This is a genomic window from Lysobacter sp. GCM10012299, from assembly GCF_042649405.1.
Lineage (GTDB): Bacteria > Pseudomonadota > Gammaproteobacteria > Xanthomonadales > Xanthomonadaceae > Lysobacter_J.
Window position 1 is genome coordinate 118,789 of sequence record NZ_JBHRZC010000001.1, and the last position, 18,785, is coordinate 137,573.

The window sequence follows — 18,785 nt, forward strand, 5'->3', positions numbered from 1 at the left end:
GCGCGGTCAGGTGAGGTTGATGTGGAACGTGTCGTACGCCCGCTCGATCGCGAGGCCGTGGCGCGCCCATACGCGCTGGACGGCATAGTTCCAGATCTGCGTGGAAATGCGCACCGTCGCCAGGCCACGGTCGCGGAAGTGTTCGAGCACGGACCCGAACAGGGCCGAGTAAACGCCCATGCGCGCATGGGCGGGGCAGACAGCGTTGAGCAGGATCTCAACCGAGCTGTCCGTGTCCGACTCGGTGCTTGTCAGGAAAGCGATCACCTTCGAGTCGATCCGGGCGACATGCGTGTGGCGACCGTCCGCGGCCACTTCCAGGTGGGCGCACGCCCATTGAGCGTAACCCTCCGAAACCAGTACGGGGTCGAAGCGCGGATTGGCGTGGTAGTGGCTGCGGTAATCGCCAAAGCTGCGCCGAGCGAGCGCTGCGATTGCATCGATTTCGTCGCTGCGAGCCTCACCGAACTCCACCCCCGCAGGTGCGGCGGCGGGAGGCGTGTAGGAGGACAGATCGCGTGTGTAATACACCAGCGTGTCGGCGTGGACGATCGGCAAGCCCTCGCGCGCCAGCGCATGCACGATTGCCGTACTGCCTGCAGGGACGCGAAGTATGCCGACGTCTGCTCGCAGCCCGCGCAGTTCCTCGTGCAGGGTGGCCGCAGTCGCGAAGGACGATTCGTCCAGGCGCGCCCTGGCAACGGTCAGCCCGAACCTCGCTGATTCGATATCCGAGGGAGTGAAGTACCGCGAACTGGCAGTCACGCGTTGGACCATGTGCGTTCAGCCACCACGAAATGGGGGCGGCGCTTGGCATCGATGAAAAGCCGGCCCAGGTAAAGTCCGACGATGCCGATGCTGGACAACACCAGGCTGCCCATCAACCAGACCGAAGCGATCAGGCTCGTATAGCCGGCCACCTGGATGTCGCCACTGAGATAGCGGTAGAGGCTGTACGCCACGACCACCAGCGACAGCGATGCAAACGCGAGTCCCGTGATGACGACCATTCGCAGGGGCTTGTCCGAGTACGACAGCGCCACGTTGACAGCCAGCCGCACCAGGCGCCGGAGCGAATAGGTGCTCTTGCCTTCGGTGCGGCGGCCGTGGTCGACCTCGACCAGCGCGTGCGGCAGGCCCGTCCACTTCACCATCAGGGGGAAGAAGCGGTCCGACTCGGGCATCGAATTGATCAGATCGATGATCCTGCGGCTGTAGACACCGAAGTTGGCGGTGGTGTGGTCATGGGGCACACCGGTCAACCAGCTCAGCGCCCGGTAGAACGACCACGAGCCCAGCCGCTTGAGCGCACCGTCCTGGCGCTCCACGCGCTGTGCAAGGACCGTGTCGACGCCTGGGTGTATCGCCGCCAGCAGCGCCGGTATTTCCTCCGGTCGATCCTGCAGGTCGCAATCCATCACCACGATCCGGTCACCGGCGGCTTCGACGATGCCTGCGGAGATGGCGTAATGCTGGCCGAAGTTGCGCGACAGCCGCACGCCCTTCACCCATAGGTGGATCGCGGAAATCTCGCAGATCCGCGCCCATGCGCCGTCAGGGCTGCCATCGTCGACCAGCAACAGTTCGAACGTGAGTCCCAGCGGTGTCATCGCAAGCCGGACACGCTCGGCCAGCTCCTCCAGGCAACCGGCACAGCCATAGACCGGCGACACGATGGAGACGTCGACGCGGGATGCAACGAGGGCATTTGTCATGACGGAAAACTTTCTCTGTCGAACCTTGCGGACTGGTTCAAAGGTTCTGGTAGTTGGGCCCGGAGCCGCCTTCCGGCGTCACCCAGTCGATGATCTCGTACGGGTCCTTGATGTCGCAGGTCTTGCAGTGCACGCAGTTGGCGGCGTTGATCTGCAGGCGCTTGCCGGCCTCGTCGTTGACGATTTCGTAGACGTTCGCCGGGCAGAACCGCGTGCACGGGTTGTCGTACTCCTCGACGCAACGGGTGACGCAGATCGAGGTGTCGCGCACCTTCAGGTGCACCGGCTGGTCCTCGTCGTGCTCGGTCGCGGCGTAGTACACGCTCTGCAGGCGATCGCGTGGGGCGAGGTCGCGGTTGACGTAATCGCGCTTGGGCGATTCGTGCTCGCCGACCTTGTCCAGCGACGACCAGTCCGGCTTGACCTTCAAGGTCCACGGCGACAGGCCGGCGGTGATCGTCTCCCACGCGGAGTTGAGGATGCCGAACCACAGGCCGCGCTTGAAGCCCGGCTTGATGTTGCGGACTTTCTTCAGCTCGGCCATCGCTTCGGAGGCGCGCAATTTGGCGTCGAAACCCTGCGGCGCAAGCTGCGAGGCGGCCAGGTGCTCGGCGGCGAGCATGCCCGAGCGGATCGCCTGGTGGGTGCCCTTGATCTTGGGCACGTTGAGCAGGCCGGCGGTGTCCCCGATCAGCAATGCGCCCGGCATCTCGACCTTCGGCAGCGACTGCCAGCCACCGCACACGATCGCGCGCGCGCCGGCCGAAAGGATGCTGCCGCCTTCCAGCAGCGGTTTCACCGAAGGATGGTTCTTCCATTGCTGGAAGGCCTCCCACGGCTTGTATTCCGGGTCCTGGTAGTCGAGGCCGCTGACGTAACCCAGGGCGATCCGACCCTTGTCCAGGTGGTACAGGAAGCTGCCGCCGTACGTCTTGCTGTCGGCCGGCCAGCCGAAGCTGTGGACGATCTTGCCCGGCTCGACGCGGTCTTCCGGCACCTGCCACAGTTCCTTCAGGCCGATCGAATAGCACTGCGGGTCGCTGTCGGCGTCGAGCTTGAACTGCTTGACCAGGCGCTTGGTCAGGTGCCCGCGCGCACCCTCGGCCAGCACGGTGACCTTGGCGCGGATATCGATGCCGGCGGTGTAGCCGGGCTTGTGCGATCCGTCCTTGGCCACGCCCATGTCGCCGATGCGCACGCCGACGACGGTGCCGTCGGCGTCATGCAGGGTCTCGGAGGCGGCGAAGCCGGGGTAGATCTCCACACCGAGCGCTTCGGCCTGCGGCGCCAGCCAGGCGCACATCGCGCCGAGGCTGACGATGAAATTGCCGCGGTTGTGCATGCCCGGCGGGATCGGCAGCGGCGTGTGGCCGGTCTTGCTCAGCAGCCAGAACTCGTCCTTGACCGCCGGCACGCAGACCGGCGGCGGGTTGTCGCGCCAGCCCGGCAGCAGCGCGTCGAGCGGGCCGGGCTCGATCACGGCGCCGGAGAGGATCTGGGCGCCAATCGTCGAAGCCTTCTCGATCACGCATACCGAGATGTCGGGATTGAGCTGCTTGAGGCGGATCGCGAACGCCAGGCCGGACGGACCGGCGCCGACGGTGACGACGTCGTACTCCATGACGTCGCGCTCCACTATGGGATCGCTGACCGTGTCGGCAGTGGTGTCGTCTTGGCTCATGCTGGCGGCTCCGCGTGCGGCTGGCTTTACAACCGTGGATTGTCGCGGTTTTGCGCAGGGACGGGCAAATCGGCCGTGGTAGCGTTCGCGGCATGCCCCTGTCGCCGTTGCCGCTGGCCGATGCCGAAATTCGCCTGGACCGGCAGTGGCTGGACCTCGGCCAGGCCGATGCGCTGTTCGCGGCGCTGCACGAGCAGGTGGCCTGGGAAGTCCACCGGATCCGCCTGTTCGGCCGCGAGGTCGATTCGCCGCGGCTGAGCTGCTGGATCGGCGACCCCGGCACCGGCTACCGCTACTCGGGCGTCCGCTTCGAGCCCCGGCCGTGGCCGGCGGCGCTGAAGCCCGTGCGCGAGCGGCTGAGCGGGGAACTGGGCCTGGACTTCAACAGCGTGCTGGCCAACCTCTACCGCGACGGCCACGACGCCATGGGCTGGCACAGCGATGCCGAGCCCGAGCTCGGTCCGGCCCCGGTTATCGCTTCGGTCAGCCTGGGGGCGGTGCGGCGCTTTGCCCTCAAGTCACGCGCGCAGCCGCACCAGCGGCTGGCGCTGGAACTGCCCCATGGCAGCCTTCTGGTGATGTCCGGCGCGACCCAGCGCAATTACCGGCACGCGCTGCCACGCACGGCGCGGCCGATCGGCGCGCGAATCAACCTGACGTTCCGGCAGATCCGCGGGTTCTGAGCGTTCGCACCGGTTCTGGTTCAGGAGCGGTTGAGCGGCTTGTAGTTCTGGCCGCTGACCAGCGTCCAGCCGGCGATGTCGTGACCCACCACGACCAGCGACTGCTCGAACGCACGGGCGACGTCGGCGACGGCGGTGCTCGCCGCCGGTTGTGCCTGCAGGAACGTGCGCGCCGCGACGATCTTCTGGTCGCGGGTGTGCAGGAGCTTGGCGGCAACCTCGATCGTTGCGGCCGGCACGGCCTGCCCGGCGTAGTCCGATTCGAAGCGGCGAATCTCCAGCACCAGCTTGAAGTCTGCCGCGATGCCGCTGCCCTGGCGGGCGACGGCGGCGATGCGCCCGGAATCCTCGAAGGTCCGCAGCAGCGTGTCCTGCAGCATCTCCGAAGGCGGCCGCGCCCATTGCGCGCCGCTGTAGACCTCGATTTCGCCCGGTGTCGGCCGCACCGCGATGCGCAGGCTGTCGATCACGCGCGCGCCCAGCGGCGGCGTCAGCGCAAGCTGCCAGGTCACCGTGGGCCAGCTCGGGTCGGGCTGCACGCGCGGCTCGGGGGCGTAGATGGTCGCGGTGCTCTTCGGCTTGTCACTCAGGATCGAGCAGCCGGTAAGCAGGGCCAGGACCAGGGACAGTCCCAGGGCAGGAGCCAGGTTCGCTCGCGTCGTCATTTGGGTTCGAACTCCTTGGGCGCGTCGCGGCCAAGCAGGTAGCGGGTCGGGTTGCCGTCGAGGCGGTCGGAGATGCGGCGCAGGTCGCGCACCAGCAGGCGCAGTTCGGCCAGGGTCGGGCCGAGCTGGGCGAGGCCGTCGTTGGCGAAGCTGTTGATCGCGCTGCGGTTGTCGGCGAGAACGCCGTTGGCATTGTTGGCGGCCGAGTCCAGGCGCGTGAGCGTGCTGTCGAGCTTGGCGATGAGCGTGGGCAACTTGGCGACCAGCTCGCGATCGACGCTCTCGACGGCGCGGTGGGTGGTCGTCAGGGTGACCGACAACTGTTCGCTGGACTTGCGCGCGCTGGTGATCAGCGTGCGCAGGTCTTCGCGCTGGTCGGCGATCGCGCCGGTGGCCGCTTCGATATTCGCCAGCGTGTTGGACACGCGCTTGACGTTCTCGTCGCTCAGCACCTGGTCCATGCGCGCGACCAGTCGGTTGGCGGTGTCGGCGATGTTCTGCAGCGCCGAGGCCTCGGTCTGGATCACCGGCGTTTCACGCCGGTCGACGTCGGCCAGTGCCGGGCTGCCCGGGTTGCCGCCGGTGAGCTGGATGAAGGGGCTGCCGGTGATGCCCTGGATCGACAGCTTGGCGCGCGTGTCGGTCTTGATCGGCGCACTGGCCTGCAGGCGCAGCAGTGCGATCACGCGGCGCGGGTCATCCGGTGCCAGGCGCAGGGTTTCGACCGTGCCGACCGAAATGCCGTTGTACTGCACCGAGCTGCCTTCGGTCAGGCCGGTCACTGGTTCGGTGAAGAGCACGGCGTAGTTGCGCCAGTCCTTCTCCGAGGTGTACTTGGCCGCCCACAGGGCGAACAACAGCAACAGCAACGTCACCACGATGGTGAACGCGCCGATGAGGACGTAGTTGGCCTTGGTTTCCATGTCAGGACCGAAGGGCTGTATGCAAGGTTGTGTTCAAGTGCGTGGTCATCGTGCCCCGACCTCCAGGTCGCGTTGCCGGGTCTGCTGCGCGGCGCGCGCGCGCGGACCATGGAAATAGTCCTTCACCCATGGGTGATCCATCTGTTCGACCTCCGCGAGCGGTGCGCAGGCGATCACCTTGCGATCGGCGATCACCGCGATGCGGTCACAGATAGCGTAAAGGGTGTCGAGGTCGTGTGTGATCAGGAACACGGTCAGGCCCAGCGCCTGCTGCAGCGTGCGGATGAGACGGTCGAACGCGGCGGCGCCAATCGGATCCAGGCCGGCCGTGGGTTCGTCGAGGAACAACAGCGGCGGATCCAGCGCCAGCGCCCGCGCCAGGCCGGCGCGCTTGCGCATGCCACCCGACAGTTGCGACGGCAATTTGTTCAGCGCGTCCGCAGGCAGGCCGGCGAGCTTGATCTTGAGCAGCGCCAGTTCGTAGCGGAGCGAGTCGGGCAGGTCGCTGTGGTACTCCTTCAGCGGCACCTGCACGTTTTCGCCCACGGTCAGCGACGAGAACAGCGCGCCGTCCTGGAACAGCACGCCGGTGTTGCGCTCGATCGCACGACGCACGTCCGGGTCGTCGCTGCGCGCGTCCAGGCCGAGCACTTCGATCTCGCCGGCATCGGGTTTGCGCAGGGCCAGGATCGACCGCATCAGCACCGACTTGCCGGCACCGGAGCCGCCAACCACGCCGAGGATCTCGCCGGGCAGCACGTCCAGGTCCAGGCCCTCGTGCACGACCTGCTCGCCGAAGCGGTTGGTCAGCCCGCGCACGCGCACGATTGGTTCTTCACGTTCGGGCAGGCAGTGGATGGTCTGGCCCATGCTCAGATGCCCATTTCCATGAACCAGATCGCGAAGAACGCGTCCAGGATGATCACCATCGAGATCGACTGGACCACGCTCGAGGTGGTGCGTTCGCCGACCGACTGCGCGGTGCCTTCGACCTGCAGGCCTTCCAGGCAACCGATCAGGCTGATCAGCAGCGCGAACACCGGCGCCTTGGCCAGGCCGACCAGGAAATGCCGCAGTTCCATCGTCTCGTGCATGCGCGCCAGGTATTGCTGCGGCGGGATGTCCAGGTTGTAGGCGCCGACGGTAAGGCCGCCGAGGAGGCCGAAGACCATCGCGATGAAAGTCAGCAGCGGCAGCATCACCAGCAGCGCCAGCATGCGCGGGATCACCAGCAGGTCGATCGGGTCCATGCCGAGCGTGCGGATCGCATCGACTTCCTCGCGGCTGACCATCGCGCCGATCTGCGCGGTGAAGGCGCTGGCGGTGCGGCCGGCCAGGACTATAGCGGTGAGCAGTACGCCGAACTCGCGCAGGAACGAGATGCTGACCAGCTCCACCACGTAAATCTGCGCGCCGAAGTCGGCCAGGATGTTGGCACCCAGGAAGGCCACCACCGCGCCGACCAGGAAGCAGAGCAGGGCGATCAGCGGCACCGCGTCGAGGCCGACCTGCTCCATATGGAACACGGTCGCCGTCGGGCGAAAGCGCGAAGGCTCCTTGAACATGCGCAGCAGCTTCAGCTGGGTCTCGCCGAAGAAGCCGACCAGCGCGCGCGCTTCGCGGTAGTTGTCGGTGACTGCAAAACCCAGTCGGGCCAGCGCCGCGCTGACGCCGTACTCGCGCTTGCGGCGCGGACGGTCGTCGGCGACGTCCTCGATCGCCGTCACCAGTGCCTGGTGATCGTCGTGGAAGGTGAAGACATCGAACTCGATGCCGTGGCGACGGGCAAAGCGCAACAGCTGCAGCACGCCCACCGAGTCCATGCGATCGACGCCGGTGGCATCGACGGCGTCGATGGTGTCGGGCGCATCCGACAGCGCTTCGCCGATCTGGGTTGCGTAGTCCAGGGTCCAACTGCCGCTCAGGCGAAGACGCGACGGCTCTTGGCCATCGGCGGCGATCAGCGGCGGGTGCGCGGTCGTATCGGTCATGGAGCCTCGGCGCGAGGATACCTGAGTCGGAGGCGGCGGTTGGCGAAGGCGACCAGGCTCTCGCTGGCGCTCCCCTTATCCGGCCCTCGCATGCCATCCTTCGCGCCATGTCGAATCCGTCTCCCCTGAGCGCTGCCAGCTACGCCGCCCGGATCAATTTCGTGATCGAGCTGGCCGAGCGGCTGCATGCCTACGGCACCACCGCGCAAAGGCTAGAGGGTGCGATCAGCGCGGTCGCGCAGCAGCTGCGGCTGGAGTGCGAACCCTGGTCGAATCCGACCGGCATGATCCTGACCTTCAGCGACCCGCAGCGGCCGCCGGGCGACAGCGACACCACGCGCGTGATCCGCCTGCCGCCGGGTGAGAACGACCTGTACCGGCTGGCCGAGACCGATCGCATCGCCGAAGACGTCGTCGCCGGTCGCCTTGGCCTGGCCGAGGCGCACGCGCAGATGAGCGCGCTCGACAAACCGCCGACGTGGCGCTCGCGCGCGATGCAGGTGCTCGGCTACTGCCTGGCGGCGACCGCCATCGCCGGCGTGCTGCGCCTGCCGTGGCTGGACATCGCGGTTGCCGGGGCCAACGGATTGCTGATCGGCCTGTTCGTGCAGGTGTCGGAAGCGCAGCCGCGATTCAAGGAGCCGCTGGAAGCGGTGGCCGCGATGTTCGCCGCGAGCGTGACGTTGCTGGTGGCGACCTACGTGGCACCGTTGAACCAGAACACCGTGATCATCGCCTCGCTCATCGTGCTGCTGCCCGGCATGGCCCTGACCAATGCCGTGAACGAACTGACCAGCCAGCACCTGGTGTCGGGCACCGCGCGCTTTGCCGGCGCGCTGACGACGGTGCTCAAACTCGCCATCGGCACCGTGATCGCGTTGTACCTGGCCGAGATGATCGGGCTGGACGCGCAGGTGCGCGCATCGCGGCCGCAGCCGGAATGGGTGGAGTGGGCGGCGCTGGCGCTGGCGTCGTTCGCGTTCGCGGTGCTGTTCCGCGCCAACCGTCGCGATTACCCCAAGGTGATGGCGGCGGCGGCTAGCGGTTACCTGATTTCTCGCTTTGGCGGGCAGGCATTCGGCAGCCCCGCCGGCATCTTCCTGGCGGCACTGGTGCTGACCTCGGCCGGCAATGCCTACGCGCGCTGGTGGAACCGTCCCGGCGCGATCCTGCGCGTGCCCGGCATCATCATGCTGGTGCCCGGCAGTGCCAGCCTGCGCGGCTTCCTGACCCTGATCCAGCAGCAGGACATCGACGCCGGCCAGGCCGCGCTGCTGGCGGTCCTGAATATCCTGCTGGCCCTGGTGGCGGGGCTGTTGTTCGGCAACCTGCTGTTGCCCGCCCGTCGAAACCTCTAGCCGCAGCGCGGCCGCGAATATGGCCGGGAAACCCGTCCCGGCCACGGTCGATTACCCACCCGGTTATCGAATCAGAAACTCGTCAAGGCCCCGGCCGGACGCGGTGTGGGCGGCCAGCCAGCGCGGCTGCTTGCCACGACCGGTCCAGGTTTCGGCCGGGTTGGCCGGGTTGCGGTACTTGGGGGCGACCTTGCCCATCGGCTTGCGCGTCTTCTTCGGCGCGGCCTTGGCTGCAGGCTTGGTGCTGCGCGCAGGCGCGGTGCCGCCGAACAGTTCGGCGATGGTGTAACCCTCGGCCCTGGCCAGCTGGGTCAGCCGGCTGCGCACGGTGGCGATCGGCTTGCGCTTGTTCAGGGTGGTCTTGCGTTTCTTGGCCTGGTTGATCAGGGCGTCGAGTTCTTTCGCGGACAGCGAGGTGATATCGATCGACATGAAACCTCCGAGTGGGCGGGATTTGCGGGCAGGAATGCGGCGGGAGTTATCCGGGGATTACCGGGCAGAATGTCCTTCAAGCATGCCCTTCGAGCATGCCCTTCAAGCATGCCCTTGAAAATCGGGTGCAGGATAAAAACCGGCCGGGTAAATGCCAGGCAGCCGGATCCGTGCAGGCAGCGCAGGATCATAATCCCGCGGTGCCCGCCGAGTAAATCGCCTGAATATCGGGGATTATCCGGCGCGGCCGAAAGGCACCGCGCCGGAAGTGCCGGACTATTTGCCGAACTTGGCGAACACGCCGCTGCGGTCGAGGTTCTCGGCTTCGCTGGCGCGACGGTGGCGGTATTCGAAGGTGCCGGCCGTCAGGCCGCGCTCGGAGACGACGATCCGGTGCGGGATGCCGATCAGCTCCATGTCGGCGAACATCGCGCCCGGGCGCAGGCCGCGGTCGTCGAGCGCGGTCTCGATGCCGGCGGCGTTGAGCTCGGCGTACAGGTCCTGCGCGGCCTGGGTGACGGCGGCGTCGCCCTTGGGGTTGATCATGCACACGACGGCCTGCCACGGCGCCATCGCCTCGGGCCAGATGATGCCGTTGTCGTCGTTGTTCTGTTCGATCGCGGCGGCCACGATCCGCGACACGCCGATGCCGTAGCAGCCCATCGCCGGTGTCGCCGCCTTGCCGTTGGCGTCCAGCACGGTCAGCTTCATCGCTTCGGCGTACTTGCGGCCGAGCTGGAACACATGGCCCACCTCGATGCCGCGGGCCAGGCCAATCGTGCCTTCGCCGTCCGGGGCGATGTCGCCCTCGACCACGTTGCGGATGTCGGCGACGACGTCCGGCTCGGCCAGGTCGCGGCCCCAGTTGACGCCGGCCAGGTGATACCCGGACTCGTTGGCGCCCACGACGAAGTCAGCCATCGCCGCGACGCTGCGGTCGGCGATCACGCGGATGGCCTTGCGCGGCGCGACCGGTCCGAGGAAACCCGGCTCGCTGCCCAGATGGGCGACGATCTCGGCTTCCGTGGCCAGGCGGTACTCGCCCAGGCCGGCCAGCTTCGACAGCTTGATCTCGTTGACCACGTGGTCGCCGCGCACCAGCGCCAGCACGAACTGGGCGTTGCCGTCGGCATCGGCGCCGATGATCGCCACCGACTTGACCGTGCGCTGCAGCGCGATGCCCATCAGCGCGGCGACGTCCTCGCAGGTCTTCTGCGTCGGCGTGTCGACCTTGCGCATCGCTTCGCTTGCGTCCGCGCGCGGGCCCGGTGCCGCGGCCGCGGCGAGTTCGACATTGGCGGCATAGTCCGAGCCGCTGTGGAATGCGAGCGCGTCCTCGCCCGAATCGGCCAGTACGTGGAACTCGTGCGAGACCGCGCCGCCGATGGCGCCGGAGTCGGCCGAGACGGCGCGGAACTTCAGGCCCAGGCGGGTGAAGATGCGGCCGTACGTGTCGTACATGTTCTTGTACTCGACGCCCAGGTCCTCATCGCTGAGGTGGAAGGAGTAGGCGTCCTTCATCAGGAACTCGCGCGCACGCATCACGCCGAAGCGCGGGCGGATCTCGTCGCGGAACTTGGTCTGGATCTGGTAGAAGTTGACCGGCAGCTGCTTGTAGCTCGACAGCTCCTGGCGGGCGAAGTCGGTGATGACCTCCTCGTGCGTCGGGCCGTAGCAGTACCAGGCTTCCTTGCGGTCCTGGATCTTCAGCAGCTGGCCGCCGAACTTCTCCCAGCGCCCGGTTTCCTCCCACAGTTCCTTCGGCTGCACCGACGGCATCAGCACTTCGATCGCACCGCTGGCGTTCATTTCCTCGCGCACGGCGCGCTCGACCTTGCGCAGCACGCGCAGGCCCAGCGGCGACCACGTGTACAGGCCCGCGGCCAGCTTGCGGATCATGCCGGCCTTGAGCATCAGCTTGTGGCTGACGATTTCGGCCTCGGCGGGCGTTTCCTTGCTGGTGTGGAGATGGAACTGCGACAGGCGCATCGGCTCGGCTTCGGACGTAGGGAAGCGGCCATTTTGCCACGCGCCGGGCCAGTGCCGGGCAGGGTCCGGCACACCGGCGGTTCGATCGACTCCGGGCCTCAGCCGCCGCTGGCGACGGCTCCGCCTTCGCAATAGGTCTTGATCTGCGCTTCCGCAAGCTGGGTGCGGTTGGCGCGCTCGGTGTCGTTGAGGTTGCGGTCGGGCTTGCCGTCCTTGTCCTCGTCGATGCTGACCGGGTTCGTGCCCTGGAGCACCGCGAGGTTGCTGCGGGCGTTGCTGCAGTTGGCATTGACCACCGGCTTGGCGGCAGTGGCGGCGGCTGCCGGCGCCCGGCCGGAGTCGTCGCGAACGCCGCGATTCTTGACTTCCTGTCCCGCCGGTGGCGCATCCGAGTAGTGGGTGACGCCCTGGGCATCCTTCCACTGGTAGACCTTGGCCGCGCAAACCGGCAAGGCAATGACCAGGCACAGGCCGGCGACAAGGCCGGGCAGCAGGCGGAACGAGTGGCGGGACATGGTGGCTCCAGGCGGTTGGGAGCGGGAGAAGGTCCGATTGCATCACCGCGCCGGGGCGCAAGCAAGCGCTACACTTCCAAACATGGACGAATTGCAACAAACCCCGCGGCCGCGCGGCCGCGGCATCTACCTGCTGCCGAACCTTTTCACCACCGGCGGCCTGTTTGCCGGCTTCTACGCGATCATCGCCGCGACCCAGGGCCGTTTCGACGACGCCTGCATCGCCGTGTTCGTCGCCGGCATCCTCGACGGCCTCGATGGCCGCGTGGCGCGCCTGACCAACACCCAGAGCGAATTCGGCGTGCAATACGACTCGCTGGCCGATCTGGTCAGCTTCGGCCTGGCGCCAGCGCTGGTGATGTACCACTGGGCGTTGTCGTCGACCCTGCTCGATGGGCCCATCCCCGGCAAGATCGGCTGGGTCGGGGCCTTCCTGTATGCCGCCTGCGCGGCGCTGCGGTTGGCCCGGTTCAACTCCCAGGTGGGCCAGGTCGACAAGCGCTGGTTCATCGGCCTGGCCAGTCCGGCCGCGGCCGGACTGGTGGCCAGCTTCGTCTGGACCTGCGACGACATGGGCTACAGCGGCGAGCAGTTGCGCTATGTCGCGCTGGCGGTGACGGTGGGCGCGGGCCTGCTGATGGTCAGCCGGATGCGCTATTTCAGCTTCAAGGGCGGCGGGCCGCGCCACGACCGCGTGCCGTTCCTGGCGATCGTGGTGGTGCTGGCCGTGCTGGTCGCCATCGCCATCGATCCGCCGCGGGTGTTGCTGGCGATTGGCGCCCTGTACGCGTTGTCCGGCCCGGGCTATGCGATATACCGGCGCATGCGGCGCCCGGCAGGCTCGGAGGCCGTCACATGAGCGCGTTGTGGAGTCCGCAGCAGCGCGAGTGGCTGCAGGCGATGGGCCACCAGGTGTGGGCGCTGGGCGGGGCGCAATCGATCGAGGCGGCGTCGACGCCTGATGCCGGCAACGAAGACTCGTCCGCACAGGCCAGGCGCGAAGCCGCGGCACTGCTCAAGGGCGAGACTGCGCCGCGCGCGCGACCGTCCGCGCCAGCACCGGCGCCACGCGTGGCGGCCACGACCGAGCGCCTGCTCATGGCCGTGTTCCGCGCCGCCGGACGCAGCAGTGGCGATGCCGACGTGCTCGCACTGGTTCCCGACCTGGCGGCACTGCGCGGAGATGCCACGGCAAAGCGCGCGCTGTGGCCCAGCCTGCGCGCACTGCGCCGACGGGGTGGTGACAGGTGAGTGCGCTGGCCGTCGATAGCGGCCAGGTGTCGCCCGCCGGCGCACTGCGGCCCATGCGCGAGGACGACCTCGACGCGGTGCACGCGGTCGAGATCCGCGCTTACGAGTTTCCGTGGACGGTCGGCATCTTCCGCGACTGCCTGCGTGCCGATTACCCGGCCTGGCTGCTGCACCAGGGCGGCGAGGTCATCGGCTATTTCCTGATGAGCATCGCCGCCGGCGAGGCGCACGTGCTCAACATCTGCATCGATCCGGAACAACAAGGCCGCGGCCACGGTCGCCATCTGCTGCGGGCGATGATGCATGTCGCCCGCGGGCGTGGTGCCGAGCGCGTGTTCCTGGAAGTGCGCCCGTCCAATGCCGGCGCGATCGCGCTTTACCACTCCGAAGGCTTCAACGAGATCGGCCGCCGGCCGCGCTACTACCCGGCCCGCGACGGCCGCGAAGATGCGCTGGTGATGGCGATAGAACTGCTGCCGCCCGAGTAGCCCGGGTAAGGCGCAGCCGCACCCGGGTCGTGCGTGCATCCCGGGTGCGGCTGCGCCTTACCCGGGCTACGCGTGGTCAGCCGAGCTTGGCGCGCTGGCTGGCCAGCGCTTCGCGCTGCAGGTTCCAGTCAGCCAGGCGCTTGCGCTCCTGCTCGACGACTGCCGGCGGCGCGTTGGCCACGAAGGTCTCGCTGGCCAGCTTGTTGTGGCACTTGCCGATCTCGCCTTCGACGCGCTTGATTTCCTTGTCCAGGCGCGTGCGCTCGGCACCCAGGTCGACCAGGCCTTCCAGCGGCACCAGCAGCTTCAGTTCGCCGACCAGCGCGGTCGCCGCGGCAGGCGCGGCAGCGGCGTCGTCGAGGATGTCGATGGCGTCCAGGCGGGTCAGGAAGCGCAGCTGCGAGTCGAAGCGCGTAGCGCGGTCGCGATCGGCCGCGGTGCAGCCGGCCAGCAGCAACGGAATCGTCTTCGACGGCGCGACGTTGAGCTCGCTGCGGATCCTGCGCAGCGCGCTGACCATCGCCTTGAGCCATTCGACGTCGGCTTCGGCGGCGGTGTAGTCCTGTGCGGCGAAGTCCGATGCCTGCGGGTACGGGCGCAGCATGATGGTGGTATCGGCCAGGCCGAGCTTCGCAGCGACCTGCTGCCACAGCTCCTCGCTCACGAACGGCACCAGCGGGTGCAGCAGCGACAGCAGGCGCTCGAGCACGAACAGCAGCGTGTGACGCGTGCTCTGCGCCGCGGCTGCGTCATCGCCCTGCAGCGCCGGCTTGGCCAGCTCGACGAACCAGTCGCAGAACTCGTTCCAGGCGAACTCGTACAGCGCCTGCGCGAGCAGGTCGAAGCGGTAGCTGGCGAAGTGCGTCTCGGCTTCGGCGGAAACCTTGGCCAGGCGCGAGAGGATCCAGCGCTCGGCATCTGTGGCTGGCTGCGGCTGGTGCGTAGACCCATCCCCACCCAACCCTCCCCTTGAAGGGGAGGGCTCGAAACCCTCGGTGTTCATCAGCACGAAGCGCGTGGCGTTCCACAGCTTGTTGCAGAAGTTCTTGTAGCCCTCGGCGCGGCCGAGGTCGAAGCGGATGTCGCGGCCGTGGGTCGCGAGTGCGGCGATGGTGAACCGCAGCGCGTCCGCGCCGAACGCCGGGATGCCTTCGGGGAATTCCTTGCGCGTGGCCTTCTCGATCTTCTCGGCCATCTTCGGTTGCATCAGGCCGGCGGTGCGCTTGGCCAGCAGGTCGTCGAGCGAGATGCCGTCGATCAGGTCGAGCGGGTCGAGGATGTTGCCCTTCGACTTCGACATCTTCTGGCCGTCCTTGTCGCGGACAAGACCAGTGATGTAGACGTCCTTGAACGGCACGCGGCCGGTGAAGTGGTCGGTCGCCATGATCATGCGCGCGACCCAGAAGAAGATGATGTCGAAGCCGGTGACCAGCACGCTCGACGGCACGTAGCGGTCGAAGCCGCGCTCGGCCATCGCCTGTTGGTCGGGCCAGCCCATGGTGCTGAATGGCCACAGCTGCGAAGAGAACCAGGTCTCGAGCACGTCGCTGTCCTGCGACAGCTTGACGGTGTGGTCGAGCGAATGGCGCGCGCGCACTTCGTCCTCGTTGCGGCCGACGAAGATATTGCCGTCGTCGTCGTACCACGCCGGGATGCGGTGGCCCCACCACAGCTGGCGGCTGATGCACCAGTCCTGGATGTTCTCCATCCAGTGGCGGTAGGTGCTGATCCAGTTGGAAGGAACGAGTTTGACGTCACCTTGCTCAACGAGTTCCAGGCCGCGCGCGGCCAGCGTGTCCATCTTCACGAACCACTGGTCGGTCAGGTACGGCTCGATCACCTGGCCGGTGCGGTCGCCGCGCGGCACCTGCAGCTTGTGCGGCTTGGTCTCGACCAGGCGGCCGGCGGCTTCAAGATCCGCCAGCACGACCTTGCGCGCTTCGTAACGGTCCAGGCCGCGGTACTTCTCCGGCGCGTTGCCGTTGACCGCGGCGACGTGGGTGAAGATGTTGATCAGCGGCAGGCCGTGGCGCTGGCCGACGGCGTAGTCGTTGAAGTCGTGCGCGGGCGTGACCTTGACCACGCCGGTGCCGAACTCGCGATCGACGTAATCGTCGGCGATGATCGGGATCTCGCGCTCGCTCAGCGGCAGCGTGACCGTCTTGCCGATCAGGTGGGTGTAACGCTCGTCGAGCGGATGCACCATCACCGCGACGTCGCCGAGCATCGTCTCCGGACGCGTCGTCGCCACGGTCAGCTCACCGCTGCCGTCGCTCAGCGGATAGCTGATCGACCACAGGAAGCCGTCTTCTTCCTCATTGACCACTTCCAGGTCGGAGATCGCGGTCTTCAGCACCGGGTCCCAGTTGACCAGGCGCTGGCCGCGGTAGATCAGGCCTTCCTCGTGCAGGCGCACGAACGCCTCGATCACCGCCTGCGCGGCCATCGGGTCCATCGTGAAGACGCTGCGCGACCAGTCACCGGACGTGCCCAGGCGGCGCATCTGCCGCTCGATGGTGTCACCGGAGTGCTGCTTCCACTCCCACACCTTCTCGATGAAACCGTCGCGGCCGAGGTCGTCGCGGGTCAGTCCGTCGCGACCGAGGTTGCGCGCGACCACCATTTCGGTGGCGATGCCGGCGTGGTCGGTACCCATCTGCCACAGCGTGTCGTAGCCACGCATGCGGTGGTAGCGGATCAGCGCATCCTGCAGCGTGTGCTGGAACGCGTGGCCCATGTGCAGCGTGCCGGTGACGTTCGGCGGCGGCAGCAGGATGGTATAGGGCTCGCCCTTGCCGCTGGGCTTGAATACACCGCTGCGCTCCCACGCTTCGTACAGGCGGGTTTCGAACTGCTTGGGGTCGTAGCTGGAGGCGAGGGTGTCGGTCATGGTTCGTGTCTTCGAATTGGCGTCTTGGCGTCATCCCGGCGAAAGCCGGGATCCACCTTGATGTTGCCGGTGACGTCGACGCAGGCGTCAACGTCAAAATGGGTCCCGGCTTTCGCCGGGATGACGGGCGCAGTTACATGTCGTGCTTTTTCAGGTCCAGCCCGCGCGCCTGGTACTGCTTCCAGCGCTCGCGCAGCGGGCCGCGCGCCGAGTCGTCGGCCGGGACCACTTCGAGCACGCGCTCGAAGCTGCCCGCCACCGGCGCGTCGCGCAGGTTGATCACCACCGGTCGCAATGGCGTGTCCGACTCGGGCGTGGCGATCAGCACCGGCGCCAGCTCGTCCTCGTCGTCGCCGGCGATCTGGTGCGGGATGTAGGCGTTCTCGTCGAACTCCCACAGCAACTCGTCCAGGCGTTGCGCCTGGTCCTCGTCGCGCACCAGCACCAGCGTCCACAGGTTGGCGTCGTGCGCCTTGCGCGCGAGCTCGCATACCAGCAGCAGCGGTTCCTCGCGGAACCGCTCTTTCTGGATCAGGTAAAAGTCAGCGCGCGCCACGCGCTCAGGCCGCCCGGTCCAGCAGCCACTGGCTCAGCAGGCCGACCGGACGACCGGTGGCCATGCCGCGCTTGCCTTCGTCCGAGGCGCTGCCGGCGATGTCCAGGTGCGCCCAGCGCTGGCCTTCGGCGAAGCGGCCGAGGAAGCAGCCAGCGGTGATCGCGCCGGCCCAGCGGCCGCCGATGTTGTAGACGTCGGCGAAGCTCGATTCCAGCAGGGTCTGGTATTCGTCCCACAGCGGCAGGCGCCAGGCGCGGTCGAACACGTTCTCGCCAGCGTCGAGCAGCTCGGCGGCGAGGTCGTCGTGCTTGCTCATCAGGCCCGAGGCGAACTTGCCCAGGGCGACCATGCAGGCGCCGGTGAGCGTGGCCACGTCGACCAGTGCCTGCGGCTCGAAACGCTGCGCATAGGTCAGCGCGTCGCACAGGATCAGGCGGCCTTCGGCGTCGGTGTTGCCGACTTCGATGGTCTTGCCGGACATGCTGGTCAGCACGTCGGACGGGCGGTAGGCATCGGCGTCGGGCATGTTTTCCACGGCCGGCACGATGACGACGAGGTTGACCGGCAACTGCATGCCGACGGCGGCGACGAACGTGCCCATGACGGTGGCACCACCGCACATGTCGTACTTCATCTCCTCGATGCCGCCCTGGGTCTTGAGGTTGATGCCGCCGGTGTCGAAGGTGATGCCCTTGCCGACCAGCACGTACGGCTTGGCGTCGCCGCCGTTGCTGTACTTCAGGACGATCAGCTTGGGCGGGTTGGCCGAGCCGCGGCCGACCGCGAGCAGCGAGCCCATGCCCAGTTCGGTCATCTGCGCGACGTCGAGCACGTCGCACGAGGTGGTGTCGAAGCGGCCGGCGAATTCCTGCGCCTGCTGCGCCAGGTAAGCCGGGTTGCAGACGTTCGGCGGCAGGTTGCCCAGCTCGCGCGAGAACTGCACGCCGGCAGCGATGGCCTGGCCGCGGGCCAATGCAACAGCGTCGTCGCCGACGATGCTCAGCTTGCGCAGGCCCGGCTCTTCCTTCTTCTTGCTGGTGCCGAGCGTGGCGGTGTAGCGGTAGCAGGCGTGGTCGGCGGCAATGGCGGCCTGGCGGATCGCCCAGGCGCTGTCGCGGCCGGCGACCGGCACTTCCGACAGGGTGAACACTGCATTGGCCACCGGGCCGTTGCGCAGCGCACGGGCGGCATCACCGACCGCCTTGAGGTACTGCGGCACGCCGAACTTGGCGGCGTCGCCCAGGCCGATGACCAGCACGCGCGGCGCGCTGACGCCTGGCACGTCGTAAAGCAGGGCGGTCTTGCCGGTCTTGCCGCTGGCATCGCCGCGCTCGAGCAGGGCCGCCAGGCGTCCGCCGCTGGCGTCGTCCAGGGCCTTGCCCGCGGGCGTGAGGCTGTTGTCGGCAAAGGCGCCGACGACAATGCAATCAGTAAGGGCGGCGGCAGGCGCGTCGCGGTTCAGGTCGAATTCGAGGGCCATCCAACAGATTCCCAGAGCAGTCCAAAAAGGAGCCGGTCAGGATCGCCTGTGAGAAACAGTGGGCAGACGTCCAACCAAACTCCGTACAATCGAGTGGCTGTGAGGGGGATGCAATGTCCCCGGCCGCGCATCGCGCAGCCACCTCACGCCCTCGGACGAATTCCCCCG

18 protein-coding genes are annotated in these 18,785 nt (G+C 67.6%); 5 read left to right on the forward strand and 13 right to left on the reverse strand.

The genetic code is table 11. The features are described 5' to 3' along the window. Positions 1-6 precede the first annotated feature (6 nt). From ACFOPO_RS00635 to ACFOPO_RS00645, 3 genes are read right to left on the reverse strand one after another with little or no spacing between them, the layout of a single operon-like run. Positions 7-777, reverse strand: a complete 771-nt coding sequence (locus ACFOPO_RS00635; protein ID WP_386699918.1) for a GNAT family N-acetyltransferase — start codon at positions 775-777, stop codon at positions 7-9. Further along, positions 762-1,715, reverse strand: coding sequence for a glycosyltransferase family 2 protein (locus tag ACFOPO_RS00640; protein ID WP_386699920.1), 954 nt, complete (start codon positions 1,713-1,715; stop codon positions 762-764). Before ACFOPO_RS00640 ends, ACFOPO_RS00635 begins: the two co-directional genes overlap by 16 nt. A 37-nt stretch (positions 1,716-1,752) precedes the next feature. Further along, positions 1,753-3,396, reverse strand: coding sequence for an electron transfer flavoprotein-ubiquinone oxidoreductase (locus ACFOPO_RS00645; RefSeq protein WP_386699921.1), 1,644 nt, complete (start codon positions 3,394-3,396; stop codon positions 1,753-1,755). Between the two features lie 92 nt (positions 3,397-3,488). Here ACFOPO_RS00645 and ACFOPO_RS00650 point away from each other — a divergent pair, with 92 nt between their 5' ends. Then, positions 3,489-4,079, forward strand: a complete 591-nt coding sequence (locus ACFOPO_RS00650) for an alpha-ketoglutarate-dependent dioxygenase AlkB family protein (protein ID WP_386699923.1) — start codon at positions 3,489-3,491, stop codon at positions 4,077-4,079. 20 nt (positions 4,080-4,099) lie between these two features. Here ACFOPO_RS00650 and ACFOPO_RS00655 read toward each other — a convergent pair whose 3' ends face one another. Genes ACFOPO_RS00655 through ACFOPO_RS00670 form a run of 4 tightly spaced genes read right to left on the reverse strand, consistent with a single transcriptional unit; the run spans position 4,100 to position 7,658 of the window. Next, complete coding sequence (locus ACFOPO_RS00655) at positions 4,100-4,744, reverse strand: ABC-type transport auxiliary lipoprotein family protein (protein WP_386699924.1); 645 nt, start codon at positions 4,742-4,744, stop codon at positions 4,100-4,102. After that, positions 4,741-5,667, reverse strand: a complete 927-nt coding sequence (locus tag ACFOPO_RS00660; protein ID WP_386699926.1) for an MlaD family protein — start codon at positions 5,665-5,667, stop codon at positions 4,741-4,743. The genes ACFOPO_RS00655 and ACFOPO_RS00660 overlap by 4 nt, the downstream gene beginning before the upstream one ends. 45 nt (positions 5,668-5,712) lie before the next feature. Next, entirely contained in the window at positions 5,713-6,537 is an 825-nt protein-coding gene (locus ACFOPO_RS00665; protein ID WP_386699928.1) for an ABC transporter ATP-binding protein, read from the reverse strand. A 2-nt stretch (positions 6,538-6,539) separates the two neighbouring features. Next, a complete protein-coding gene (locus ACFOPO_RS00670; RefSeq protein WP_386699929.1) occupies positions 6,540-7,658 on the reverse strand; it encodes an ABC transporter permease in 1,119 nt (372 codons plus the stop codon). A 107-nt stretch (positions 7,659-7,765) separates the two neighbouring features. On the opposite strand from ACFOPO_RS00670, the gene ACFOPO_RS00675 reads away from it, so the two are divergent. Then, positions 7,766-9,016: a threonine/serine exporter ThrE family protein gene (locus ACFOPO_RS00675; protein ID WP_386699931.1), complete on the forward strand. Its 1,251-nt coding sequence runs from the start codon at positions 7,766-7,768 to the stop codon at positions 9,014-9,016. A gap of 63 nt (positions 9,017-9,079) precedes the next feature. Here ACFOPO_RS00675 and ACFOPO_RS00680 read toward each other — a convergent pair whose 3' ends face one another. From ACFOPO_RS00680 to ACFOPO_RS00690, 3 genes are all read right to left on the reverse strand, one after another. Beyond that, positions 9,080-9,448 carry an H-NS family nucleoid-associated regulatory protein gene (locus tag ACFOPO_RS00680; protein WP_386699933.1) on the reverse strand — a complete coding sequence of 123 codons (369 nt, stop codon included), beginning with the start codon at positions 9,446-9,448 and terminating at the stop codon, positions 9,080-9,082. A gap of 276 nt (positions 9,449-9,724) precedes the next feature. Then, positions 9,725-11,437, reverse strand: coding sequence for a proline--tRNA ligase (locus ACFOPO_RS00685; protein WP_386699935.1), 1,713 nt, complete (start codon positions 11,435-11,437; stop codon positions 9,725-9,727). A gap of 98 nt (positions 11,438-11,535) precedes the next feature. Next, positions 11,536-11,952, reverse strand: coding sequence for a DUF4124 domain-containing protein (locus tag ACFOPO_RS00690; protein ID WP_386699937.1), 417 nt, complete (start codon positions 11,950-11,952; stop codon positions 11,536-11,538). A gap of 82 nt (positions 11,953-12,034) precedes the next feature. Between ACFOPO_RS00690 and pssA the strand changes: the two genes are divergently transcribed. Genes pssA through rimI form a run of 3 tightly spaced genes read left to right on the forward strand, consistent with a single transcriptional unit; the run spans position 12,035 to position 13,691 of the window. Then, positions 12,035-12,811: a CDP-diacylglycerol--serine O-phosphatidyltransferase gene (gene pssA, locus ACFOPO_RS00695; RefSeq protein ID WP_386699939.1), complete on the forward strand. Its 777-nt coding sequence runs from the start codon at positions 12,035-12,037 to the stop codon at positions 12,809-12,811. Beyond that, positions 12,808-13,203 carry an alanine acetyltransferase gene (locus ACFOPO_RS00700; protein WP_386699941.1) on the forward strand — a complete coding sequence of 132 codons (396 nt, stop codon included), beginning with the start codon at positions 12,808-12,810 and terminating at the stop codon, positions 13,201-13,203. The genes pssA and ACFOPO_RS00700 overlap by 4 nt, the downstream gene beginning before the upstream one ends. A gap of 53 nt (positions 13,204-13,256) precedes the next feature. Beyond that, a complete protein-coding gene (gene rimI / locus ACFOPO_RS00705) occupies positions 13,257-13,691 on the forward strand; it encodes a ribosomal protein S18-alanine N-acetyltransferase (RefSeq protein WP_386701217.1) in 435 nt (144 codons plus the stop codon). Between the two features lie 76 nt (positions 13,692-13,767). Here rimI and ACFOPO_RS00710 read toward each other — a convergent pair whose 3' ends face one another. The 3 genes from ACFOPO_RS00710 to ACFOPO_RS00720 all read right to left on the reverse strand — a co-directional run bounded on the left by ACFOPO_RS00710 (position 13,768) and on the right by ACFOPO_RS00720 (position 18,617). Continuing rightward, positions 13,768-16,581, reverse strand: coding sequence for a valine--tRNA ligase (locus tag ACFOPO_RS00710; RefSeq protein WP_386699943.1), 2,814 nt, complete (start codon positions 16,579-16,581; stop codon positions 13,768-13,770). 133 nt (positions 16,582-16,714) lie between these two features. After that, a complete protein-coding gene (locus tag ACFOPO_RS00715; protein WP_386699945.1) occupies positions 16,715-17,137 on the reverse strand; it encodes a DNA polymerase III subunit chi in 423 nt (140 codons plus the stop codon). 4 nt (positions 17,138-17,141) lie between these two features. Continuing rightward, positions 17,142-18,617 (reverse strand): leucyl aminopeptidase, encoded by a 1,476-nt coding sequence (locus ACFOPO_RS00720; protein ID WP_386699947.1) that lies wholly within the window; start codon positions 18,615-18,617, stop codon positions 17,142-17,144. Positions 18,618-18,785 lie beyond the last annotated feature (168 nt).